20 protein-coding genes and 1 tRNA gene are annotated in these 21,828 nt (G+C 62.8%); 9 read left to right on the top strand and 12 right to left on the bottom strand.

Annotation, left to right across the window (positions count from 1 at the left end; translation table 11 throughout):
* Positions 1-17: 17 nt before the first annotated feature.
* Both C7446_RS12100 and denD read right to left on the bottom strand, forming a co-directional pair.
* A complete protein-coding gene (locus C7446_RS12100; RefSeq protein ID WP_121173379.1) occupies positions 18-1,412 on the bottom strand; it encodes a GntP family permease in 1,395 nt (464 codons plus the stop codon).
* 67 nt (positions 1,413-1,479) lie between these two features.
* A complete protein-coding gene (denD, locus tag C7446_RS12105; protein WP_121173380.1) occupies positions 1,480-2,448 on the bottom strand; it encodes a D-erythronate dehydrogenase in 969 nt (322 codons plus the stop codon).
* Between the two features lie 174 nt (positions 2,449-2,622).
* Between denD and C7446_RS12110 the strand changes: the two genes are divergently transcribed.
* Positions 2,623-3,375: a FadR/GntR family transcriptional regulator gene (locus tag C7446_RS12110; RefSeq protein WP_121173381.1), complete on the top strand. Its 753-nt coding sequence runs from the start codon at positions 2,623-2,625 to the stop codon at positions 3,373-3,375.
* Positions 3,376-3,385: 10 nt separating this feature from the next.
* A complete protein-coding gene (gene otnI, locus C7446_RS12115) occupies positions 3,386-4,171 on the top strand; it encodes a 2-oxo-tetronate isomerase (protein ID WP_121173382.1) in 786 nt (261 codons plus the stop codon).
* Positions 4,172-4,239: 68 nt separating this feature from the next.
* On the opposite strand, the gene C7446_RS12120 is transcribed toward otnI, so the two are convergent.
* A complete protein-coding gene (locus C7446_RS12120) occupies positions 4,240-5,157 on the bottom strand; it encodes an SMP-30/gluconolactonase/LRE family protein (protein WP_121173383.1) in 918 nt (305 codons plus the stop codon).
* Positions 5,158-5,338: 181 nt separating this feature from the next.
* Here C7446_RS12120 and nfi point away from each other — a divergent pair, with 181 nt between their 5' ends.
* On the top strand, positions 5,339-6,031 hold the full coding sequence (gene nfi / locus C7446_RS12125; protein ID WP_121173384.1) for a deoxyribonuclease V: 693 nt from the start codon (positions 5,339-5,341) through the stop codon (positions 6,029-6,031).
* 61 nt (positions 6,032-6,092) lie between these two features.
* On the opposite strand, the gene C7446_RS12130 is transcribed toward nfi, so the two are convergent.
* The gene (locus C7446_RS12130) at positions 6,093-7,145 is read right to left on the bottom strand and encodes an alpha/beta fold hydrolase (protein ID WP_121173385.1); all 1,053 of its coding nucleotides are present in this window, start codon (positions 7,143-7,145) and stop codon (positions 6,093-6,095) included.
* A gap of 186 nt (positions 7,146-7,331) precedes the next feature.
* On the opposite strand from C7446_RS12130, the gene C7446_RS12135 reads away from it, so the two are divergent.
* From C7446_RS12135 to C7446_RS12145, 3 genes are all read left to right on the top strand, one after another.
* The gene (locus tag C7446_RS12135) at positions 7,332-7,751 is read left to right on the top strand and encodes a PaaI family thioesterase (RefSeq protein WP_170150075.1); all 420 of its coding nucleotides are present in this window, start codon (positions 7,332-7,334) and stop codon (positions 7,749-7,751) included.
* 82 nt (positions 7,752-7,833) lie between these two features.
* The gene (locus C7446_RS12140) at positions 7,834-8,439 is read left to right on the top strand and encodes a hypothetical protein (RefSeq protein WP_121173387.1); all 606 of its coding nucleotides are present in this window, start codon (positions 7,834-7,836) and stop codon (positions 8,437-8,439) included.
* Between the two features lie 274 nt (positions 8,440-8,713).
* Positions 8,714-10,012, top strand: a complete 1,299-nt coding sequence (locus tag C7446_RS12145; protein WP_121173388.1) for a carbohydrate porin — start codon at positions 8,714-8,716, stop codon at positions 10,010-10,012.
* Positions 10,013-10,057: 45 nt separating this feature from the next.
* Here C7446_RS12145 and C7446_RS12150 read toward each other — a convergent pair whose 3' ends face one another.
* From C7446_RS12150 to C7446_RS12165, 4 genes are all read right to left on the bottom strand, one after another.
* Complete coding sequence (locus C7446_RS12150) at positions 10,058-10,519, bottom strand: very short patch repair endonuclease (protein ID WP_121173389.1); 462 nt, start codon at positions 10,517-10,519, stop codon at positions 10,058-10,060.
* An 85-nt stretch (positions 10,520-10,604) separates the two neighbouring features.
* Positions 10,605-11,234 carry a helix-turn-helix domain-containing protein gene (locus C7446_RS12155; RefSeq protein ID WP_342768375.1) on the bottom strand — a complete coding sequence of 210 codons (630 nt, stop codon included), beginning with the start codon at positions 11,232-11,234 and terminating at the stop codon, positions 10,605-10,607.
* A 144-nt stretch (positions 11,235-11,378) separates the two neighbouring features.
* On the bottom strand, positions 11,379-12,095 hold the full coding sequence (locus C7446_RS12160; protein WP_121173390.1) for an LrgB family protein: 717 nt from the start codon (positions 12,093-12,095) through the stop codon (positions 11,379-11,381).
* Complete coding sequence (locus tag C7446_RS12165; RefSeq protein ID WP_170150076.1) at positions 12,092-12,463, bottom strand: CidA/LrgA family protein; 372 nt, start codon at positions 12,461-12,463, stop codon at positions 12,092-12,094. The genes C7446_RS12160 and C7446_RS12165 overlap by 4 nt, the downstream gene beginning before the upstream one ends.
* Positions 12,464-12,700: 237 nt before the next feature.
* Between C7446_RS12165 and C7446_RS12170 the strand changes: the two genes are divergently transcribed.
* Positions 12,701-13,675: a quinone oxidoreductase family protein gene (locus C7446_RS12170; protein ID WP_121173392.1), complete on the top strand. Its 975-nt coding sequence runs from the start codon at positions 12,701-12,703 to the stop codon at positions 13,673-13,675.
* A 9-nt stretch (positions 13,676-13,684) separates the two neighbouring features.
* On the opposite strand, the gene C7446_RS12175 is transcribed toward C7446_RS12170, so the two are convergent.
* Genes C7446_RS12175 through cydD form a run of 3 tightly spaced genes read right to left on the bottom strand, consistent with a single transcriptional unit; the run spans position 13,685 to position 18,004 of the window.
* Entirely contained in the window at positions 13,685-14,449 is a 765-nt protein-coding gene (locus C7446_RS12175; RefSeq protein ID WP_121173393.1) for an SDR family NAD(P)-dependent oxidoreductase, read from the bottom strand.
* Between the two features lie 17 nt (positions 14,450-14,466).
* Complete coding sequence (cydC, locus tag C7446_RS12180; RefSeq protein ID WP_121173394.1) at positions 14,467-16,233, bottom strand: thiol reductant ABC exporter subunit CydC; 1,767 nt, start codon at positions 16,231-16,233, stop codon at positions 14,467-14,469.
* Positions 16,214-18,004, bottom strand: coding sequence for a thiol reductant ABC exporter subunit CydD (gene cydD / locus C7446_RS12185; RefSeq protein ID WP_121173395.1), 1,791 nt, complete (start codon positions 18,002-18,004; stop codon positions 16,214-16,216). The genes cydC and cydD overlap by 20 nt, the downstream gene beginning before the upstream one ends.
* Positions 18,005-18,172: 168 nt before the next feature.
* On the opposite strand from cydD, the gene gltX reads away from it, so the two are divergent.
* Positions 18,173-19,666, top strand: a complete 1,494-nt coding sequence (gene gltX, locus C7446_RS12190) for a glutamate--tRNA ligase (RefSeq protein ID WP_121173396.1) — start codon at positions 18,173-18,175, stop codon at positions 19,664-19,666.
* Positions 19,667-19,747: 81 nt separating this feature from the next.
* Positions 19,748-19,823, top strand: a tRNA-Ala gene (locus C7446_RS12195).
* Positions 19,824-20,366: 543 nt separating this feature from the next.
* On the opposite strand, the gene gltA is transcribed toward C7446_RS12195, so the two are convergent.
* The gene (gene gltA, locus C7446_RS12200) at positions 20,367-21,656 is read right to left on the bottom strand and encodes a citrate synthase (RefSeq protein WP_121173397.1); all 1,290 of its coding nucleotides are present in this window, start codon (positions 21,654-21,656) and stop codon (positions 20,367-20,369) included.
* Positions 21,657-21,828 lie beyond the last annotated feature (172 nt).

Raw genomic sequence — 21,828 nt, forward strand, 5'->3', positions numbered from 1 at the left:
TGCTTGCAAGGGATCTGCTAGCCGACAAGCGCGTTGGCGATCAGCAGGGTGACCAGGGCGGCTGCCCAGCCCAGCGTGGTCGGCACCGACATGACCAGCAGCTGATGACGCGCATTGCGTACGCCCAGCATGCGATTGACCACCCAGAAATAGCTGTCATTGAAGTAGCTGAAGAAGAGTCCACCGAGACAGGCGGCCTGTGCGGCCAGCACCATGTTGACGTCCGGCATCGAGGTGAGAATGGGCGCGGAGATGGAGGCGCCGGTGATCATCGACACCGTGCCGCTGCCCTGAACGAACCGGACCAGGGTGGCGATGATGAAGGGGATCAGCACGGATGGCAGTGCCAGTGAGGCAATATGCTGGCCGATGTAATCGCCGGCGCCACTGGCGCGCAGCACAGCCCCCAGAGCACCGCCGGCACCGGTGACCAGCAGAATGATCCCGGCGCTCTCGACCCCCTTTTCGAGATGGCGCAGGACGTCATCGCGCGGCATTTTCGGCACCAGGCCGTACACGGCGGTCAGTACCCCGATCCCCACCGCAATGACCGGATCGCTGAAGAACAGCACCAGCTGAACCGGGAAGGCAGGCTCGGGATTGCTCTCGCTGCCGGCGCCAGTGATCGCACTGATCACGGTATTGAGAAAGATCAAAAAGATCGGCAGCACGATCGGCATGATCGAGCGCGACAGCGGTGGCAGCTCGCTCTCCGGCAGCTGTCGCGGCGCCGATTCGGGATCCTGGTCGATCTCGTCACCGCTTTCGGCCCTGATCTTCTCCTCGATGCGCGGGCCCATGAAGCGGGCATAGAGTACCATCACGATCAGCGCCGGTGCCGTGAAGACCAGCCCCCAGGCGATCATCAGTCCGATATCGACGCCGAAGATACCTGCCACGCCCAGCGGTCCCGGAGTAGGAGGGACGGCACTGTGGGTGACGGCCAGCCCAGCCGCCAGCGCAATGCCCAGCGCCAGCACCGAACGCCCGCTGTTGCGTGCCAGTGCCCGTACCAGCGGGTTGAGAATGACATAGGCCGAGTCACAGAAGATCGGGATCGAAACGATATAGCCGGTCAGGGCCATGGCCCACTCTTCGCGCCCCTTGCCGAGCAGGCGCAGGATGGCATAGGCCATGCGCTGTCCCGCTCCCGAGACTTCCAGGATGCGCCCCATCATTACACCGAAACCGATCACCAGCCCGATGGTGGACAGTGTGCTGCCAAAGCCGCTGGTGATGGCATCGATGACGTGATTGGGTGGCATGCCGCCGATGATGCCGGCCACCGAGGCAGCGATGATCAGGGCCAGCAGGGCATGCACCCGGGTGCGCAGCACCAGCGCAATCATGATGAAGATGGCCACCCCCAGGCCGATGATGACCTGGGGGCCGGCGGTTGCGGTATCCGTCATGGCAGATTGACTCCCGACAGTACTCTCGGATGGCCCGATCGAGGGCCGGCTGATGCGTCGTCATGGTTCAGGCGACGGGATGATCCATCTCCTCGAGATGGGCACGAATCACGGCATCGAAATCGGCATCGGCCTCGAGCCCCAGTGCCCGGGCACGATGGGTTTCGAGCGCACCGGGCCAGCTGGCAGCAATCGCCTCGATGGCCGGATCGCGTTCGAAGCGCACAAGGCGCCGCGTCTCGCTGCCGACCTGGCGTTCCAGCGCCTTCAGCATTTCATCGACGGTGACGGTCAGTCCCGGCAGGTTGAAGGTGCGCCACTGCGCTCCCAGCGCTTCCGGAGTGAGCTGCAGGGCCCGGACAAGGTTGGCGACCACGGCGCGGGGCGAGGAGAGCCACAGCGGCAGATCGGTGGCCACCGGACAGACCGCTTCTTCTCCGGCCACCGGTTCGCGGATGATCGAACTGGCAAACGAGGAGGCTGCCCGATTGGGTCGTCCCGGGCGCACTACCACGGTGGGCAGGCGGCACACCCGGCCGTCGATGAAGCCGCGTCGGCTGTAGTCATTGACCAGCAGTTCACCGATCGCCTTCTGGATGCCGTAGGAGGAGCGCGGCTCGGGCGCGATATTCTCGGGTACCGGTTCGCTGGCGGGAGGGCCGAAAACCGCCAGCGAACTGGCAAACAGGAAACGGATCTGTTGTGAATGTGCTCGGCACTGCTCCAGCAGGGCGCGGGTAGCATCCAGATTGATGCGCATGCCGAGTTCGAACTCGGCTTCCGCCTGGGAGCTGACCACGGCGGCCAGATGACAGACGGCGGTGGTGTCCTCGGTCAGGGCCTGCCGGATCAGTTCCGGGTCGCTGATGTCCCCGGTCAGTGAGGTGAGCCGCTCATCCTCGATGGGGCAGGGGGCGAGATCGAGCGAGGTGATGCGTGTAACGGCAGGCCTGTCTGGCGCAGCGGGTGTATCAAGCAGGGCGCGGATCAGCCGGCTTCCCAGGAAACCGGCCCCGCCGGTGACGACTACGTGCATGAGCAAACTCCCGAGCCTTGAGTGGTGCCGGCGTCTTCCGGGGAGCACGCCGACCAATGCATGACTGACACCGATCACGATCGGTTGTAATGTTGTCAGACAAATCTGCTGTACAGGCAATCCCGTCTTTGGTCTGTGAGACGATGGTGGATGGGAGCAGCGAGGGAGCCGGAGATGAGCGGAAGTTCGCAACCGACACGGGCGCCGCAGCTGGCAGAACAGGTGGCGCGACAGTTGACTCGCTCGATCCACTCCGGCGAGTGGCGCCAGGGGCAGCGTCTACCCACGGAGGCGGCACTGGGCGAGCGTTTCGGTATCAGCCGATCGGTAGTGCGCGAGGCAATCTCGATGCTGCGCAATGCCGGTCTGGTGACCTCGCGTCGCGGCAGCGGCAGCTTCGTCACCGAATCGCCGACCGTGGCGCTGCACATGCCGTTGCCTTCGGCGTCACTGAGCTCGGTCATCCGCCTGCTGGAGCTGCGGCGGGCGCTCGAGGTGGAGGCGGCCCGGTTGGCCGCCACCCGGCGCACTCCGGCTCAGCTGCGCCGCATTCGCAATGCCGTGATTGAAATCGATGAGGCAGTCGAGGCCGGCGAGGCCGGCGTCGATCAGGACATGGCCTTTCATCGCTCGATTGCTGAAGCCTGTGGCAATGAGCATTTCACCGCCGTGATCGATTTCTACAACCGCTTTCTGCATCACGCCATTACCCTGACCCGTACCAATGAAGCGAGACGAACCGTGTTCATGACTCAGGTCATGGCCGAGCACGACGATATCGTCGAGGCCATCGGCCGGGGAGATGCGGAAGCGGCGGCGCGCGCAGTCTGTCGCCATCTCGACAACGCCGAGTGGCGGCTGAGTCAGGCACCGGCCGACCTGCTGGAGCAGGTCGGCCCTCCGGCCCCGCCGAACCCTGAACAGTAAGGAGGCTGTCATGCCCCGGTTTGCTGCCAATCTGAGTCTGATGTTCAACGAGGTCCCGTTCATGGAGCGCTTTGCCCGGGCGGCCGGGCAGGGCTTCCGCGGCGTGGAGTATCTGTTTCCCTACGCATTCGAGGCCCGGGACATCGCGGCCGAGCTCGAACGTCATCGGCTGCAGCAGGTACTGTTCAATCTGCCACCGGGGGACTGGGAAGCCGGTGAGCGGGGCATTGCGGCGCTGCCCGGGCGCGAGGCGGAGTTCCGCGCCAGTGTCGATACGGCGCTGCATTACGCCGAAATACTGCAGTGTCGGCAGCTGCACGTGATGGCGGGGGTGGTGCCGGCGCCTGACCGGTGGGAGACGATGCATCACTGCTGGCTGGAGAATCTTGCCTGGGCGGCACCGCGATTCGAGCGCGCCGGAATTACCCTGCTGATCGAAGCCATCAACAACCGCGACATGCCGGGGTATCTGATCACTCACCAGCAGCAGGCCCGGGATGCTGTCAAGACGCTGGGGGCACCCAATGTGCGCATGCAGATGGATCTCTATCACACCCAGATCATGGAAGGGGATCTGTGGCGCACATGGCAGCGACACCGTGAGCAGACAGGCCATCTGCAGGCAGCCGGTGTGCCCGGGCGGCATGAACCGGACAGCGGAGAGGTCGATTACGCCTGGCTGTTCGAACAGCTCGATCGGGCCGGCTATGCGGGCTGGATAGGATGCGAATACAAGCCGCGTGGTGATACGGCGGCCGGCCTGGGGTGGTTCGAGCGCTGGCGATCGCTGCAATGAAGGGAGTGTGTCGGGACAGGCCGATATCCTCATTTATACCGTTATCTCAATGGGGTGCTCACCGGCCATCACCCGGCCAGTATGCTGCAGCCACGCGTGTTGAGATAAATGGCATACAGCGAGGTCGAGGCACAGATGAACAGCCGGTTACGGTACTGTCCGCCGAAGGCAACATTGGCAATCGTTTCCGGAACATGAATGCGCCCCAGCAGGGTGGCATCCGGTGCATGGCAGTGCACGCCTTCACTGCTGCTGGTCCACAGGTTGCCGCTGGTATCGATGCGAAACCCATCGAAGATGCCGTAGTCGCATTCGGCGAAGAGTCGGCCATCACTCAGGGTGTGATCGTTATTGACCCGGAACCGGCGGATGTGACGAGGCCCATCGGGATGGTGCGTCGCCCCGGTATCGGCAATATAGAGGTGGCGCTCATCGGGGGAGAAGGCCAGGCCATTGGGCTTGTCGAAGTCGTCGGCGACCCGGGTGAGCCGCCCCTCGGGACCGAGCCGATAGACGTGGCATCCCATCTCGGCCTCGCGCAGGCCGCCTTCGTAGTCGCTGTCGATGCCGTAGCTGGGATCGGTGAACCAGATCGAGCCGTCCGAGCTGACCACCACATCGTTGGGTGAATTGAAGCGCCTGCCCTCGAAACGTTCGGCCAGCACGGTCAGGCTGCCGTCGTGCTCGGTGCGGGTGAGGCTGCGGCTGTAGTGCTCGCAACTGATCAGTCGGCCCTCGCGATCCAGGGTGTTGCCATTGCTGAAGCGCGCAGGCTGGCGAAAGACACTGACCCGCTGATCGGTCTCGTCGAAGCGCAGCATGCGGTCATTGGGGATGTCGGAAAACAGCAGATAGCGGCCGGCCGGTACATGCACCGGCCCTTCGCACCAGCGGGCACCGCTCCAGAGGTGTTCGAGCTGGGCGTTGGGCAGGATCAGTCGGGTGAACCGCTCATCCTCGACGGTATAGATATCCGGATACTTCATGGGTCTGGATCCGTTGGCCAATGGCGCTCTCCAGTCTCGTCTGCCCGGATGGGGCATGTCACTACGACCAGGGTAGTGGTCCCCGGCCCCGGGAAGCGGCAGGCAGCTGAGTATCGGCGCAATATTCGACTACGCTGCAGACTCGGGAGATGCGGACTCAGCATGCACAGCGCGAGGTAACATGAGCATCAGTTTCAAGGAGCTGCACGACTGGACCGTCGATACCGAGACGGCCATTGCGCTGCAGCATCAGCTGGCACCGAACATCATCCGGGAAGGCGAGCCCGAGGACATCGAACACATTGCCGGTGTGGACATCGGCTTCGAGGATGAAGGCGCTACTACCCGCGCCGTCATCGTGCTGATGCACTGGCCCTCCCTGGAAGTGGTCGAACAGGTCATTCACCGTGAGGCGACGCGCATGGCCTATGTGCCCGGGCTGCTGTCGTTTCGCGAGCTGCCGGCGGCCCTGAACGCCCTGCAGCGCCTTGAAGGCACGCCGCAGCTGGTGATGGTGGATGGCATGGGCATCGCCCATCCGCGCCGGCTGGGGATTGCGGCTCATCTCGGCCTGTGGCTGGAACTGCCGACCATCGGAGTGGGCAAGAGTCGGCTCTGCGGGCGCCACGAACCGGTCGGCGAGGAAAAGGGTGCGCGTACTCCGCTGGTGGATCGGGGGGAAACGATCGGCACGGTGCTGCGAACCCGAGAGCGCGTAAAGCCGCTGTATATCTCGACCGGCCATCGCATCAGCGAGGAGAGTGCGGTCAAGTGGGTGATGCATTGCCTGACCCGCTACAAGCTTCCCGAGCCCACGCGTCAGGCCGATCGACTGGCCTCCCGGCGTACCCGGGCCCTGCGCGAGGGCCGTTGAATGCTGCCGCGCGCGTGACCAGGCCGGCTGCGGCCAGTGCTGACCGCAGCCGGTCTCCGACTCAGCTGTCGCGGTTATCGAGTTCTTCCAGTCCGCGGAAGAGCGCCTGGTGAAACTGTTCCGGCGCCTGGATCTGGGGTGAATGACCCAGTTCCGGGAACTGGATCAGCAGGGCATGCGGGATGCGGCTGGCGATTTCCGGTCCCAGCTGATCATAGTGGCCGAGCTGCTGCTGCACTTCCGGAGGAGCAAAGGACTTGCCGATGGCGGTATTATCCTGGTCACCGATCATCAGCAGGGTAGGGACCTGCAGCTGATCGAATTCATGGACCACCGGCTGGGTATAGATCATCTCGTAGGTCTTGGCCTGACTCCAGGCGTTGATGAACTTGCCCTCGCCACGATACATGCCGGCCTGCATCTGTACCCACTTGTCATAGCGGGGCTGCCACTCTCCGGCATAGTAGGTGCTCTTCTGGTAGTCGCGAATGCCTTCGGCACTGGTCTTGCGAGTACTTTCAAACCACTGGTCCACCGTGTGATAGGGCACTCCCTTCGCCTTCCAGTCCTCGAGGCCGATGGGGTCGACCAGCACCAGTTGCTCGGTGGCTTCCGGATACATCAGGGCGTAGCGGGTGGCCAGCATGCCCCCCATCGAGTGCCCCATGATGGTGGCGTTGTCGATACCCAGCTGCTTTAACAGATCATGAGTATTGGCGGCCAGCTGATGCAGGCTGTACTGGTAGTGTTCGGGCTTGCTGGATTTGCAGAAGCCCACCTGGTCGGGGGCGATAACGCGATAGCCCCGCTGCGTCAATGCCTCGATGGTGCCTTCCCAGGTAGCGCCACAGAAGTTCTTGCCATGCAGCAGTACCGCCGTCCGGCCGTTGGCTTCGCCTTCGGGGGCGACATCCATGTAGGCCATCTCCAGCGGCTGACGCTGGCTCTCGAAGCGGTAGATGTCGACCTCATGCGGATAGGAGAAACCTTCCAGGCGAGGGCCGTAGACCGGCGTCGAATCATCGCTCTGGGAGCCGCTGTCGGCCGCCATGGCCGACAGGGGCAGACAGAGCAGGCCGGCCAGCAGCGGGCGATACCATGATGAAACTTGCATTGCTGACTCCCGGTTATGGATTTGTTCATTCCGTTTAAGACAGCATAAAGGGTAGTTCCCGGAAAGGTGATTAAGTCTGCATGAAGAGTGTTCAACGAAGGCCCCGGGCCACGCTTCATGAAAACCCATGCCGAAGGCCATGAGCTGGCTACACTTGAAACGGCATATCCGATTTCGGGAGTTGTAATGAGTGATCAAGCCGCGTCCCTGACGGCGCTGTCGACCCCCTTTCTGCGTTATCTCGGTGTCGAGGTCAGCCACTGGTCACGGGGCCGGGCGGAGCTGACACTGCAGACCCGAGCCGAGCATGGCAACCTTTCCGGTATCGTCCATGGCGGCGTACTGGCCACGCTGATGGATACGGCCTGTGGCTACTGTGGCATGGACCCCGAGGAGGGCGCCATCGCCGGTACGGCAACCATAACCCTGTCGATCCAGTACATGGCGCCGGCCCGCATTGATGAGCAGCTGACCGTGACAGGCAGTCGTACCGGCGGGGGCAGGCGGATTCATTTTGCCCGGGCCGAAATCCGCAATGAGCAGGGTGAGCTGCTGGCGACCGCGGATGGCACATTCCGACACTCGCGGCAGGCAGGGCGAGAATGATTTCTCCGGCACTGACGCGGGAGCAGTGCTCTGTCATGATCGAATTCCTCGAATCTTCGCATCAGCCATAAGGACTGGAAGCATGCAAAAACGCGGTATCGGCGATTTCTTCTGCACCATCTTGCTCTGGCTTGTCATTGGTGCACTGGTGCAGTGGCTGATGCAGGGCTATCAGGTCTCGGGAGAAGAAGCTTCCGGACTGCAGAATGCCATGGGGCATGCTGCAGCCGGGGAAGCGGGCTCGGCATCGAACGGAGGTGAAAGCGGACTGACAACCTACTGGAATGCGCTCGTGATCGTGTCACTCTTTTTCGGTGTGCTGGCCTTCCTGATGCGTGATCTCTTCCGGGAAAATCCGCTGGCACGACTGCTGCGGGTGATCGGTGTGCGGCTGCTGGGGACCACCTTTGATATCGGCCTGTTTGCCCTGGGCGGTACGCTGTTTCTGCTGTGGGGCACTGCCAGCGGCAGCGTCGGCATCCCGCAGTGGCAGGCCCTTTTCATCGGCCTCGGGCTGCCCTGGTTCGTGATCATCCTGGTAGTGCTGGGCATCATCCAGGTACTGCTGAAATACACCCGGATTTCATTGCTCGCTGTCCCGGCCCTGGAATTCAAGCCGATGATCCGGATCGGTCTCTATCTCGGGCTGCTGGTACTGCTGGCGCTGGCGGCCTGGCTGGCCATCTGAAGCTGCCTCCGGTAAGCGCGCTCGTATCCGCTGCGGGTACGGGCGCTATGCCGAAGCAGGCATGACAGTAATCTTCCGCGACTCCTCTCCCTTCTGCACGGCTCCCGTCATGGCGGGGGCTGGCACTCCTTGCCTGGTCTTCGGACTCTATTACGGATATCTTATTCTATCGTCTAATAGCGATTGTTTTGATTGTCCAATCGAAAGAAAATGCTGTTCTTGAATCCTGCCTGAAGCTCGGGTGGGGGTGATTCATTACATTCAAGGGGTAGATATGAAATACAGCAGGGGATGTTGCAGTGTATTGGCGCTCGGCATGATGGCAGCCGGGGCCCAGGCTCATGCTGCTTCGGCATTCGACCCCAACGGTGACTACATGTTCGGAGACTGGGGGGGCACGCGTACCGATCTGGCCGAGCAGGGCGTGACCTTCAATCTGAAATACATTTCCGAATCAGCCTACAACGTGGATGGCGGCTATCGGGACGATCATGCAGTGAAGTATTCCGATCAGTGGACTGCCGGGGTTAATTTCGATCTCGACAAGCTGGCCGGTATTCAGGATGCCCAGTTCCAGATCACGCTGACCGATCGTAACGGCGATGATCTGACCCGCGAACGACTGGTCAACCCGAACGACGGCGCGATTTCTTCCGTCCAGGAAGTGTGGGGGCGCGGCAATGTGGTACGCCTGACCCAGTTCTGGTTCAAGCAGAAGCTCAATGATGGTCAATTCAGCTACAAGCTGGGTCGGATTCCGGTCGGCGATGACTTTGCCGTCTATAACAGTCAGTTCCAGAACCTGTTTCTCGGCAGTGGCGAGCCCGGCAACCAGAATGGCGGTATCTGGTACAACTGGCCGGTCTCCCAGTGGGCCGCCGTGGGCCGCTGGAACCCGAGCGATGAGTATTACGCCCAGCTGGGTTTTTTCAACCTGAACCCCAAGAACGCCAATCCCGATCATCATCTCGACATCTACAATGACAGCGGCACGACCGGGACGCTGATTCCTGCCGAAGTGGGCTGGACGCCGACCCTGGGCAGCAACGATCTGCCCGGTGCCTATCGCTTCGGCGGCTACTACAGTACTGCCGATGCCACCGATTACAGTGACACGCCTGCCGACGACTCCACCACGGATCAGCGTTACGGGCTCTATTACGTGATCGATCAGCAGGTTACGGCACGCAATGGCGATGCCAGCCGCGGCCTCAGTGTATTCAGTCTGGGCGGCTGGAACGACGACGACAGCTCCTTCATCCAGCGTTATGTTTCGGGCGGTGTGACCTACAAGGGACCCTTCGATGCCCGGCCGAAGGATGAAGTCGGGCTGGGGCTCTCCTATGCCAAGGTCAATGACGATTACAACGACTATCAGCGTACCAGCGCCAGAACGAGTGGTACGCCCCTGCCTTCCCAGGGGGAGGAGTATGATGGCGAGCTCTACTATTCGGTCCATCTGACCAACTGGTTCAAGGTACGCCCCAACGTGCAGTACATCGTCCATCCCGGCGGCAACTCCGATACGGACAATGCCTGGGTGGCGGGTGCTTCGGTACTGGCAACCTTCTGAACCGACTGCATGGCGACCGGCATGATGGCTGTCGGTCGCAATCGTTTACGGTGTGCGCTGTCGAGGCGGCAGCGCAGGCCACTCCTCGACGGCTGCGCCCGTCTCGATCAGCGGCAGCACTTCGTGCAGATACTCGGCGCAGTGCCGCAAGCCGCACTCCCAGACGATCACCACCCGCCAGCCGAGTTCCGTCAGCGCCTGCTGCTGACGCCGGTCGCGCTGTACGTTGCCTTCCAGCTTGTCCTGCCAGAACTGTTTGCGAGTCGCCGGCGAAGTGGCATAGAAGCATCCGTCGTGCCGGTGCCAGAAGCAGCCGTGAACGAACAGCGCACAGTTATAGCGGGGCAGTACCAGATCAGGGCGCCCGGGCAGGTCGCGACGATGCAGCCGGTAGCGATAACCGCAGGCATGCAGATAACGCCTGACCATCATCTCCGGCCGGGTATCGCGCCCCTTGATGCCGGCCATCATGCGGGAACGGGTAACGGGATCGACAATATCAACCAAGACTTGCGCACTGTGTCGATGAATGCAGGTACAACCAGTGTAGACACTCCTGCGGTTTCAGCTGCCTGCCATCGCTTTGAATCGATCAGGCCGGCAGTGATTCGAAATGCCAGATGGCCCGGAGCCGGGCATGCAGGCGGATTCCGGCGGCCGATTGCTCGATGGTGTGCTGCTGATCGTCCTGCAGGCGGATTTCATGCCGCGATGGCTGCGCCACGTGGCGGATGGTCAGGTGCTGATGCTGCTCGAGCAGATAGAGCCCTTCCTCCCGAAATCCCGTACAGCGCTCGGCGAGCAGGAAGTTGCCGGGCTCACAGAAGGGAAATCGGCATGCAGGATCGGGCAGCAGCAGATGATCGCCGAGCTGACGCAGCCTTGCCGGCAGGAAGCTGCGCGCCAGCTGGCTGATCGGCGATCTGCCAGTGTTCAGCGACTCGGGCGAGTGATCGAAGACAAACATGGGCAGGGCGTGATAGTTCATCTGCGCCCGGGGTTCCTCGATACGCTCTTCCTGCTGCCCCAGCAGCTGGGTGATGTTGCACCCCAGAGCCCGCGCCAGCGGCTGCAGACGCGAATGACCGATGCGCTGAATAATGCCGTTTTCCCAATAGGAAATGGTGACATCCGACACACCGACACGACGAGCCAGGGCAGCCTTGCTGAGACCCGCCTGTTCCCGGAGGCTGCGTATGCGGGCACCTAGCTGATTCATCATCCACTCTCTCGTTGAACAGGCGCTCAGCATATCGGCCTAATCGTTAAGTGTGCTTCGGCTGAGAAGAGTAATCATAATTTTTGAATCCGGATTTAGCAGTTACATCATGCTTTCTAATGTCGGTCGTTCATTGCAGCCGTAAATTCAGCCCAGCCAATGTGCCAGCAGCGGTAGCACCACGGCACTGAAGGCACCATTCAGGCCCATGGCCAGACTCGAGAAGGCGCCACTGCGCGGAGAGAGCGTGAAAGCGCGGGCAGTGGCAATGCCGTGGCCATTGATCCCCATGGCAAACCCCATCACACGCGGGTCATCACAGCGCAGCAGACGCGCCAGTGGTGGTGTGATGGCCGCGGCCAGGATGCCGGTGATGGTGACGATACCGGCGGTCAGGCTGGCCATGCCGCCCAGGCCGGAAGTGATGACCACGGCAATCGGGGTGGTGACCGACTTGGCTGCCAGTGATTCCAGAATCTCCGGCGATAGCCCCAGAGCCCAGGCGACGCCAACCGTGGTGGCAGAAGCGACCAGCCCGCCCGTCACCAGGGTGACCAGTACCGGGATCAGCAACTGGCGAATGTGCAGAAACTGCTCGAACAGGGGAACGGCCAGTCCGACCGTGGCGGGCCCCAGCAGCAGGGTCAGCCAGAGCGCCTGGTGCGAATACTGTTGATAATCCATCGGCAGCAGGGCGATCACCAGTGCCAGCAGACAGCTGCCGGTCAGCAGCGGCGGCGCCCAGCTGGGGTCATGCAGTCGATGGAAGAGGCGCAGGGCGATCAGATAGGCCACCAGGGTCAGCACGATGGCCAGCGCCGGCGTGCTCATCAGCTGATGCGTGACCTGCGTGAACATGCTCATGAGACCTCCCCGCGGCGCTGCTCGCGGCGTTCCTGCCAGTTGACCATGGTGCGCATGACCAGCAGCGAGACACAGACACTGACCAGTGTGCCGATCAATATGGACAGGGCCAGCTTCCACCAGATCGGGCCGATGGTGGCGCCGAGGAAGAAGATGCCCGTGGAGCTGGGCAGGATCAGCAGCGAGAAGTAGTGAATCAGCGAGCGTGAGGCGTCAATCAGCGAAGTGGAAACGCGCCCGCCGATCAGCAGGGTGATCAGCAGCAGCAGCATGCCCAGCACACTGCCCGCCACGGGGGCACCGGTGATGCCCTGTACCAGATTGCCGATCACCAGGTACAGCATCAGCCATGAAAAACCAGCTAGCATGGGATCCTCGTCAGATCGTTGAATGCAGGAACACTCCTGCCGGCGAGCATGCCGGTCCCGGGGAGCGGCAGGCATGCCCGTTTTTCGACCATTGTATGATATCGCCTCTGGCCGGTAGAAGGCAGGCGGGGAGAATTGCGTATCCGAGCTCACGCCCGGCTTGACCTTTATATCGCCAGCGGCTTGGATGAAGCCGTGTAACGTCTTGATCCAGCATGACTGCCAGGAGCCGGAAAGATGGCCAAGCGGATTCAGTTTTCCCGAACCGGTGGACCCGAAGTACTCGAACTGATCGATGATGAGCTGTGCGAGCCGGCACCGGGTGAAGTCCGGATTGCCAACCGGGCCGTGGGCTTGAACTTCATTGATATCTATTTTCGCACCGGACTGTACCCCACCCGGCTGCCAGCGGGACTGGGAACCGAGGCCGCGGGTGTCGTGGACGCGGTGGGCGAGGGTGTCGGCAATCTGGTCCCCGGGGATCGGGTGGCCTACGCCCAGGGGCCGCTGGGGGCCTACGGCGAGTACCATATACTGCCGGCCGACAAGGTCATTCAGCTGCCGGATACGATCGGCATGGAACAGGCGGCGGCCGGGATGCTCAAGGGGCTGACGGTACAGTATCTGTTGCGCCAGACCTATCCGCTGCAGGGGGGAGAGACCATCCTCTTTCATGCAGCCGCCGGAGGCGTGGGTACCATTGCCTGTCAGTGGGCGCGTGCCCTGGGCGTGCGCCTGATCGGCACCGTCTCCTCACCCGAGAAGGCCGAGATCGCCAGTCATAACGGCGCCTGGGCGGTGATCGACTATACCCGGGAGAATGTCGTCGAGCGGGTGCGGGAGCTGACCGACGGCGCCATGTGCCCGGTCGTCTACGACTCGGTGGGCCGGGATACCTGGGATACCTCGCTCGATTGTCTGGCACCGCGGGGCACCATGGTCAGTTTCGGCAACGCCTCGGGTCCGGTCGAGGGCATCAATCTGGCAACGCTCAACAGCAAGGGCTCGCTGTTCGTGACGCGTCCCAGCCTGGCAGGGTATGCCGATACCCGGGAGCGCTTCGAGATGATGTGCCGGGATCTTTTCGGCGTCATCGAGCGTGGCGAGGTGGCAATTCACATCGGCCACCGCTATCGCCTGGCGGAAGCGGGTCAGGCCCAGCAGGCACTGGCCGAACGACGCACCAGTGGTTCCACCATCCTGCTGCCCTGACGTCTTCCCTTACCATTCGATGGGCTGATCGTTCCAGTCGCGAAAGCTGCCCGTATCCTCCGGGGTACGGGCGGACAGCACCTGCAGCAGGCGGTCGGCCACGAAATCGGTGGAAAACAGCTTGCCTGCCGGCACCCGGGCCTGGAAGGGCTGCGAAAGCCGGGTATCGGTCGTGCCGGGGTGGAGGCAGAGCACGATGGCTCGGCGATTGCGTCGTCCCAGTTCGATGGCCGCGGTTTTCATCAGCATGTTGTGGGCCGCCTTGGCCGCGCGATAGCTGTACCACCCTCCGAAGCCATTGTCGCTGATCGAGCCGACACGTGCCGACAGCGATGCCACGATCACGGGATGACGCATCAGGTTCCGGTGCAGGGTGGCAAGCAGCATGGCGGCGGTAGCGGCGTTGACATGAAAGCTGTGCAGCAGCGCATCGAACGACATATCCTCGAGACGCTTCTCCGGCCAAAGCGCCGGGGTACCCGACTGCTGCTGATGCAGCACGCCGATGGTGTTGAACAGCAGATGAACCGGCGCATCACCGAGCGTGTCGCGCAGCGTTTCAAGACCGGCTTCACGGGTAACATCGGCTTCAATGATCTCGAGGCGCCGGTCATCCGGCAGCGATCCGTGTTCATCATCGGTAGGCAGGTGACGGGTTGCCAGCAGCAGTCGGGCGGGGCGTGGATCACGGCTCAGAACACGCAGCAGGGCGCGTGCAATACCGCCGCCGCCAGTTATCAGCGCCGTGTAATCGTCAGGCAGCTGTTCCAGCATGGCTACTCCCTTTCGGACTAGAGCACGATCTGCTGCTGCAGGGCACTGAAGCGGCTGTCGAGGTTCTCCAGCAGCGCCTGCGGGGGCCCGACCTCAAGCAGTTGTCCTTCGTCCATGATGCCGATTCGGTCGAGCTGCTCGAGCCCGCCGGCATGGTGCGTGATCATCAGCAGGGTACGGCTGCCGGCCCGTGCCCGGATCGTGGCCAGCACCCGGCGAGCCGTACGCTCGTCGAGTCCTTCGGTCGGTTCATCCAGCAGCAGGATCGGAGCGCGGCTCAGCAGGGCGCGCGCGATCCCGAAGCGCTTGAGCTGCCCGCCCGATAGCGAGCTGCCGCCCTCGTCCGGATAGCTGTCGAGCCCGTCGGGCTGATCATCCAGCCAGCCGGTCAGATCCAGCGCCTGCAGCAGCTCGTACAGCTCATCGTCGCCGGCGGCCGGATTGCCCAGCTTCAGGTTGTCACGGTAGCTGGCCACGAACAGATGAGTTTCCTGCGGTGCCACGGCCATCGAGGCGCGCAGGGTGGCTTCGTCGAGCTGCTCGAGGGGAACGCCGCCGAGCAGGATGCTGCCGCTGGTGGGCGGCACGAAACGTACCAGCGTGTTGAGCAGGGTGGTCTTGCCGCCTCCCGAAGGCCCCAGCAGGGCGAAGTGTTCGCCGGGCGCCAGGGTCAGGGAGAACTCGCTCAAAGCGCGGGTGCCATCCGCGAAGCGAACGTCGAGGTCCCGGATTTCGAGGCCGTTGTCGTCCGGTATGGCTCGGCTCTCGGCGGGGAAAGCAATGCTCGGTACCCGCTCGGTAAGCTCATCGAGCCGCCCCGCGGCGCGTTGAATGCGGCCCAGGTTCTGCCAGGCCTGGGGCAGCATGGCGATGGCCTCGAACGCGCCCATGACGCTCAGCCCCATCAGCGCAATCAGGGTCGGGGAGAGGTCGCGATTGACCGACCACCAGGCTGCCATGGCCAGCACGCCGGTGATGGTCAGCCCCAGCAGCACCTGGGAGAGCAGCTGCGAACGCCCCCACAGTCCGGCCAGCGCCAGCTCCTGTTGATCACGCTCCCGCTGGGCATCGAGCAGGGCTTCGGTTTCCGGCTGCCAGCGGCCATACAGCAGCAGCTCCGACAGCGCCGGCAGACGCTCGAGCAGACGTGCTCTCAGATCGGTATCGAGGGCCTGCCAGTGATGCGAGAGGCGATGGCCGCGACGCCATGCCAGCCATGGCCCGAGCGTCCCGGAAATCGCCAGCGCCAGCGCGGCGAAAATGCCGATGGCGGGCACGAATACGCCGATCACCACACCGCACAGCACGATGATGCCCATGGCGACTATCGAAGGGGTCACGACCCGCAGGTAGAGGTTGTCGAGTGCATCGACATCGGCGGTCAGGCGGGCCATCAGGTCGCTGCTGCCATAGCGCTGCAGCGCAGTGGGCGAGAGCGGTTCGATCGCCTGATAGAGATGCCGACGCAGCCGTGACAGCAGCCGCAGGGTACCTTCGTGGGAAGCGACACGCTCGCCATAGCGCCCCGCCGTGCGGGTAATGGCGAAGCCCCTGACGCCCGCCGAGGGCAGTAGGAAATTGAAGGTGGCAGCCGTGGCAGCACTGGTACCGGCCAGTGCCGCGGCGGACAGGAACCAGCCGGAAAGGGCGATCAGGCCGACGCTGGAGGCCAGGGCGATCAGGTTGAGCAGAATGCCCAGCGCCATCAGGCCGGCAAAGGGGCGCATCTGGCCGAGCCAGGGGCGCAGATTGACGCTGGCGGGATCAGCTGAAGGCGCGGACATGGTTCGCCTCCCGTGTGGTATCGGTTGCCAGGGGGCCGCCTGATGTACGCAGGGCCTCGAGAGTGTCGAGCGCCACGGCACGGCCCTGGTCGAGCATCAGTACCCGGTCGGCCAGCTGCAGCAGGGCGAGCCGGTGGGTCAGCATGATGACGGTTCTGCCCCGGCAGAGCCGCTCCAGCGCTGCCAGTACCCGGGCTTCGCTGTCCCGGTCGAGGCTCGCGGTAGGCTCATCGAGCAGCAGCAGCGGGGCATCCCGCAGGAAGGCGCGCGCCAGCGCAATGCGTCGTGCCTGCCCGCCGGAAACGGGCTGACCGCGGTCACCGAGAGTGGTGGCCAGCCCGTTCGGCAGCCGGGCCACCCAGTCGCCGAGATCGGCCTGATTCAGCGCCTCGTGCAGTGCCTCTTCGCTGGCCTCGATGTCTGCCAGTCGCAGGTTGTCGGCCAGTGTGCCGGAGAGAATGACCGGCCGCTGGCCGACCCAGGCAATGGAGCGCTGCCATTGCTCGGGAGCAAGGCGGGCGATGTCGGTTTCTTCCCCGTCGTCGCCGCGTGCCAGCAGGGCGCCTTCTTCCAGCCGCATGAAGCCCATCAGGATGTTGAGCAGGGTGGATTTGCCCGAGCCACTGGGGCCGATGACCGCCAGTCGTTCGCCGGCCTCGATGGTCATGTCGAGCGCCTTCAGCGCCGGCGAGCGCTGGCCGGCGTAGCGGCCGGTCACCTGGTGCAGGCGCAGGGCCAGCGCTTCCGGCACCTGCCATGGCTCGGCGCCCTGACGCTCCGCGACTGGACGCTCGAGCATCGGAATCAGGTCTTCCGCGGCGGCTTCGGCTTCGGCCTTGGCGTGATAGTGCACGCCGAGATCGCGCAGCGGCTGGTAGAACTCCGGTGCCAGAATCAGCAGAAAGAGGCCGGTGAACAGGTCGATGCCGTGACCCCAGGTACCGAAATGGAACTGGCCGAGATAGCTGAAGCCGATATAGAGGGCCAGGATGGCAATCGATACCGAGGAGAAGAATTCCAGTGCCGTCGAGGAGAGAAAGGCCAGACGCAGTACCCGCATGGTGCGCTGGCGGAAATTCTCGGAAGCCTCGTACACGGTATCGGCGTGGCGGCGACTGATGCCGAACAGCTTGAGGGTGGGCAGGCCACGAAGGGTGTCCAGAAAGTGGCGGCTCATGCGGCTCATCTCGACGAACTGCGCCTCCTGGCGCCCGCGCGCGCCGAACCCCACCATGATCATGTTGAGCGGAATCAACGGCCCGGTGACCATCAGGATCACGCCGGCTGCCCAGTTGAGCGGAAACACCACGGCCAGGATTACCAGCGGAATGGTGGCACAGAGCAGGGTCTGGGGACGAAAGTCGGCATGATAGCTCTGCAGGGCATCGACCTGATCCCAGATGCGGTTGCCCAGGGTGGCGCTGTGCTGACGCTGAGCCCAGAGCGGGCCGAGGTGGGCAAGTCGTTCAAGCAGCTCGCGGCGAATCGACTGACGCACGGCAATGCCGGCCCTGGCGCCGGCCCGGGTTTTGAGCCAGGCGAGCAGCCCGCGTCCGGCAAAGGCCAGCGGCAACAGGGCAAGGGGCAGTAGCACGGTGTTCAGGGGGGCCTGGTCGAGCACCATGCGCTGGGCAACGGTGGCAATCGCCCAGGCCTGTACCAGCAGCAGCAGGGTTGACAGCGTACCTGCAAGCACGGTCAGTCGCTGCCATGGCCCGGCCCGACGACTGGTAGCACGCAGCCACTGGCGCACGGTGGGAAGCTGAGCCATGAAACCTCCGCGAGACCCTTGAAACCGATAGTGTAGGAACCCTGGCCTGTCAGGGCCCAGTGACGCGTTGTCGCAGCCGGCGAAGCGCCCGTATCGATGCTGCCAGAAAGGCACCCGATTCACGTATAATCCTACCACCGTTTCACTCTCAAGGCTGACGAAGGCTCCATGACTGTACGTACCCGTATCGCGCCGTCACCGACCGGCGACCCGCACGTCGGCACCGCTTATGTGGCCCTGTTCAATCTCTGCTTTGCCCGGCAGCACGGCGGTGAATTCATCCTGCGCATCGAGGATACCGACCGCGAACGATCGACCGGCGAATCCGAGCAGATGATTCTGGACTCCCTGCGCTGGCTGGGCATCGAGTGGTCCGAGGGGCCTGATATGGGTGGCCCGCATGGGCCCTATCGACAGAGTGAACGCGGCAGCATCTATGCCGAATACGCCCAGCGGCTGCTCGACAGCGGTCACGCCTTCCGCTGCTATCGCACCAGCGAAGAGCTGGATGCCATGCGGGATGAGCGCAAGGCCCAGGGGCTGTTCACCGCCCTCAAGCCGGCCGATCTGGCCCTGCCGGAAGAGGAGCGTGCCCGGCGCGAGCGCGAAGGGTGGCCCAGTGTCATTCGCATGCAGGTCCCTGATGAGGGCAGCTGCATGATTCACGACATGCTGCGCGGCGAGATCGAACTGGACTGGGCCCAGGTCGATGCCCAGATCCTGGTCAAGTCCGACGGTATGCCGACCTATCACATGGCCAATGTGGTCGATGACCACCTGATGGGGATCACCCATGTGCTGCGTGGCGAGGAGTGGATCAATTCGGCGCCCAAGCACCGGTTGCTCTACGAGTATTTCGGCTGGCCGATGCCGGAGCTCTGTCATCTGCCGCTGCTGCGCAATCCCGACAAGTCCAAGCTCTCCAAGCGCAAGAACCCGACCTCGATCAACTACTATCGGCGCATGGGGTATCTGCCCGAGGCCGTGATCAACTATCTCGGTCGCATGGGCTGGTCGATGCCGGATGAGCGGGAGAAGTTCACGCTCGACGAGATGATGGCGCATTTCGACATCAACCGCATCTCGCTGGGCGGGCCGGTGTTCGATCTGGAGAAGCTGAGCTGGCTCAATGGTGTCTATATCCGAGAGGATCTGGATGATGCGGCACTGATGCAGCGCCTGCAGGAGTGGGCCTTCAACGAGGAGTATGTGAGCCGGATTTTGCCGGAGGTCCGGCCGCGCATACAGACGCTGGCGGAAGTGATGCCGCTGGCCGGGCATTTCTTCAGTGGCCTGCCCGCCATCGAGGCTCGCAGTTTCGAGGGTATCCGGCTGGAGCAGGGCACCCTCGTGACCCTGCTGCAGTTTCTGGTCTGGCGGCTTGAAACCGTCTCCCGGTGGGACAAGGAGCAGCTGCTGGCAGTGGTAAAAGAGCTGGCCGGATATTTCGAACTCAAGATGAAGGCGTTCCTGGCGCCCGTGTTCGTGGCGATTACCGGCAGCCAGACCTCGACCTCGGTGATGGATGCCATGGTCATTCTCGGCTCGGACATGACCCGGGCTCGTCTGAGACACGCCATCGAGCAGCTCGGCGGTGTTTCCGGCAAGCAGGCCAAAAGGCTCGAGAAGCAGTATCGCGAGATCGGTCAGGCCAGCTCTTGACCGTGGCGGGGCGCATGCGTATTATGCGCCCCGTTCCCGACGCGCTACGAGGCAGCGCCCTCGATAGCCGCACCGGAACGTGGGGCCTTAGCTCAGCTGGGAGAGCGCGACACTGGCAGTGTCGAGGTCAGCGGTTCGATCCCGCTAGGCTCCACCATTTTCCCTCCCCGTGGTTCGTCCTGGTACTTCCCTTTTCAGGGCAGCAGCAACCCGGTAAGCGTCGCTCTGACGCGTTGTCACAATGCCATCATCGCAGTGACTCGAAAGCGAAATCAGGGCTATTGCCCCTTGACATGGCCGCTTACTTGTCCACTGGTGCCATCCTCCTGTCGTGAAACATCAACCTGCCGGCGGTAAGCTGCGTTTTCTGCTGAATTTTTTATAAAACCCTTTAAATTCAGTGTCTTATAGTTGGCTAAAAATTACCCAATCTGTAGATAACCCCCATGTCATGGCGATTGAGGGCGACTCTGCAGTGGTTACCCACAACGTTATCCACAGAAAGTGTGGAAAACAGTCGTCCGCTTCATCAGTGATCGCCGGGGTGGAAGCCGGACGCCGGGGAGGCCGGCAGGAAGCGAAGCAATGAAGCCGCAGTCGTGGCGGGTGGGCGCGACCATCAGCGAGGTGCATGAAAACGCCCGCCAACCCGAAGGGTGGCGGGCGCAGCAGCCGGCAGGGCAGCTCGGTCGCCGGCGGGTCACTCGCCGGTGGGATAGTCCCGCTGCGTGTAGCCGGTGTAGAGCTGACGCGGACGGCCGATGCGTGCACCGCTGGAGATCATCTCGTTCCAGTGCGAGATCCAGCCGATGGTGCGTGCCACGGCAAAGATGACCGTGAACATGTTGGTGGGGATGCCGAGGGCCTTGAGAATGATGCCCGAATAGAAATCCACATTGGGGTAGAGCTTGCGCTCGACGAAGTAGTCATCCTCGAGGGCGATCTCCTCCAGCCGCTTGGCGATCTTGAGGCGGGGGTCATCGCCCATGCCGAGCTCGCTGAGCACCTCGTCGCAGGTTTCCTTCATGACCCTGGCGCGCGGATCGAAGTTGCGATAGACGCGGTGGCCGAAGCCCATCAGCCGGAAGGAGTCATTCTTGTCCTTGGCGCGATCGACATAGCGCTGGATGTTCTCTTCGGATTCGTCGCCGATCTCGGCCAGCATGTTGAGCACGGCCTCGTTGGCACCACCGTGGGCCGGACCCCAGAGTGCCGCAATACCGGCGCTGATACAGGCAAACGGATTGGCACCGGTGGAGCCCGCCAGGCGTACCGTGGAAGTGGAGGCATTCTGCTCATGATCGGCATGGAGCATGAGTATGCGATCCATCGCCTTGGCCATGACCGGATTGACCCGGAATTCCTCGCAGGGATTGCCGAACATCATGTAGAGGAAGTTTTCCGCGTAATCGAGATCGTTGCGCGGATACATGAAGGGCTGACCGATGTTGTACTTGTAGCACATGGCCGCCAGCGTGGGCATCTTGGCAATCAGCCGGATGGCCGATACCTGACGATCATGCTGCTGGGTGATATCGAGGTTGTCGTGGTAGAAGGCCGACAGTGCGCCGGCTACGCCGCACATCACGGCCATGGGGTGCGCGTCGCGTCGAAAGCCCTTGAAGAAGTTGGCAATCTGCTCGTGCACCATGGTGTGGTTGCGAATCCGGCTGGAAAAGTCCTCGTACTGCTCGTCGCTCGGCAGTTCGCCGTTGAGCAGCAGATAGGCCATTTCGGTGAAGCTGGAGTGATGGGCCAGCTGACCGATGGGGTAGCCACGGTGCAGCAGAGTGCCGTTGGCGCCATCGATGAAGGTGATGCCGGATTCGCAGGAGGCGGTGGAGACGAAGCCGGGGTCATAAGTGAAATAGCCGCTCTTGACCAGCTCGCGAACGTCGATAACCTCGGGGCCTGACGTGCCCGAGTAGATGGGCAGGTCAACTGGAGCGTCCAGTCCCTCGATGGTCAGCTGCGCCTTCCTGTCAGCCATTGTGGCCTCCTCAATGTTGGGTAAGCTACTGTCCCGCCTGATTTGTTCGTCACAAAAGTCAGCCCACTATAGGTTTTGACGGGCGATTGTCAATTTGCCGGTAGTCCTGTGCAAAGCGGCCTGGCATCCTTCAAAGCATGGTCTGCCTGGCCGGTTGACACAACCGTTTTGA

Origin of the sequence: Kushneria sinocarnis (assembly GCF_003633775.1) — a bacterium.
Lineage (GTDB): Bacteria > Pseudomonadota > Gammaproteobacteria > Pseudomonadales > Halomonadaceae > Kushneria > Kushneria sinocarnis.

Bases quoted from the DNA above. Each gene is read 5' to 3' on its own strand.
- C7446_RS12100 (WP_121173379.1), bottom strand. From the start codon at position 1,412: ATGACGGATACCGCAACCGCCGGCCCCCAGGTCATCATCGGCCTGGGG.
- denD (WP_121173380.1), bottom strand. From the start codon at position 2,448: ATGCACGTAGTCGTCACCGGCGGGGCCGGTTTCCTGGGAAGCCGGCTG.
- C7446_RS12110 (WP_121173381.1), top strand. From the start codon at position 2,623: ATGAGCGGAAGTTCGCAACCGACACGGGCGCCGCAGCTGGCAGAACAG.
- otnI (WP_121173382.1), top strand. From the start codon at position 3,386: ATGCCCCGGTTTGCTGCCAATCTGAGTCTGATGTTCAACGAGGTCCCG.
- C7446_RS12120 (WP_121173383.1), bottom strand. From the start codon at position 5,157: ATGAAGTATCCGGATATCTATACCGTCGAGGATGAGCGGTTCACCCGA.
- nfi (WP_121173384.1), top strand. From the start codon at position 5,339: ATGAGCATCAGTTTCAAGGAGCTGCACGACTGGACCGTCGATACCGAG.
- C7446_RS12130 (WP_121173385.1), bottom strand. From the start codon at position 7,145: ATGCAAGTTTCATCATGGTATCGCCCGCTGCTGGCCGGCCTGCTCTGT.
- C7446_RS12135 (WP_170150075.1), top strand. From the start codon at position 7,332: ATGAGTGATCAAGCCGCGTCCCTGACGGCGCTGTCGACCCCCTTTCTG.
- C7446_RS12140 (WP_121173387.1), top strand. From the start codon at position 7,834: ATGCAAAAACGCGGTATCGGCGATTTCTTCTGCACCATCTTGCTCTGG.
- C7446_RS12145 (WP_121173388.1), top strand. From the start codon at position 8,714: ATGAAATACAGCAGGGGATGTTGCAGTGTATTGGCGCTCGGCATGATG.
- C7446_RS12155 (WP_342768375.1), bottom strand. From the start codon at position 11,234: ATGATGAATCAGCTAGGTGCCCGCATACGCAGCCTCCGGGAACAGGCG.
- C7446_RS12160 (WP_121173390.1), bottom strand. From the start codon at position 12,095: ATGAGCATGTTCACGCAGGTCACGCATCAGCTGATGAGCACGCCGGCG.
- C7446_RS12165 (WP_170150076.1), bottom strand. From the start codon at position 12,463: ATGCTAGCTGGTTTTTCATGGCTGATGCTGTACCTGGTGATCGGCAAT.
- C7446_RS12170 (WP_121173392.1), top strand. From the start codon at position 12,701: ATGGCCAAGCGGATTCAGTTTTCCCGAACCGGTGGACCCGAAGTACTC.
- C7446_RS12175 (WP_121173393.1), bottom strand. From the start codon at position 14,449: ATGCTGGAACAGCTGCCTGACGATTACACGGCGCTGATAACTGGCGGC.
- cydC (WP_121173394.1), bottom strand. From the start codon at position 16,233: ATGTCCGCGCCTTCAGCTGATCCCGCCAGCGTCAATCTGCGCCCCTGG.
- cydD (WP_121173395.1), bottom strand. From the start codon at position 18,004: ATGGCTCAGCTTCCCACCGTGCGCCAGTGGCTGCGTGCTACCAGTCGT.
- gltX (WP_121173396.1), top strand. From the start codon at position 18,173: ATGACTGTACGTACCCGTATCGCGCCGTCACCGACCGGCGACCCGCAC.
- gltA (WP_121173397.1), bottom strand. From the start codon at position 21,656: ATGGCTGACAGGAAGGCGCAGCTGACCATCGAGGGACTGGACGCTCCA.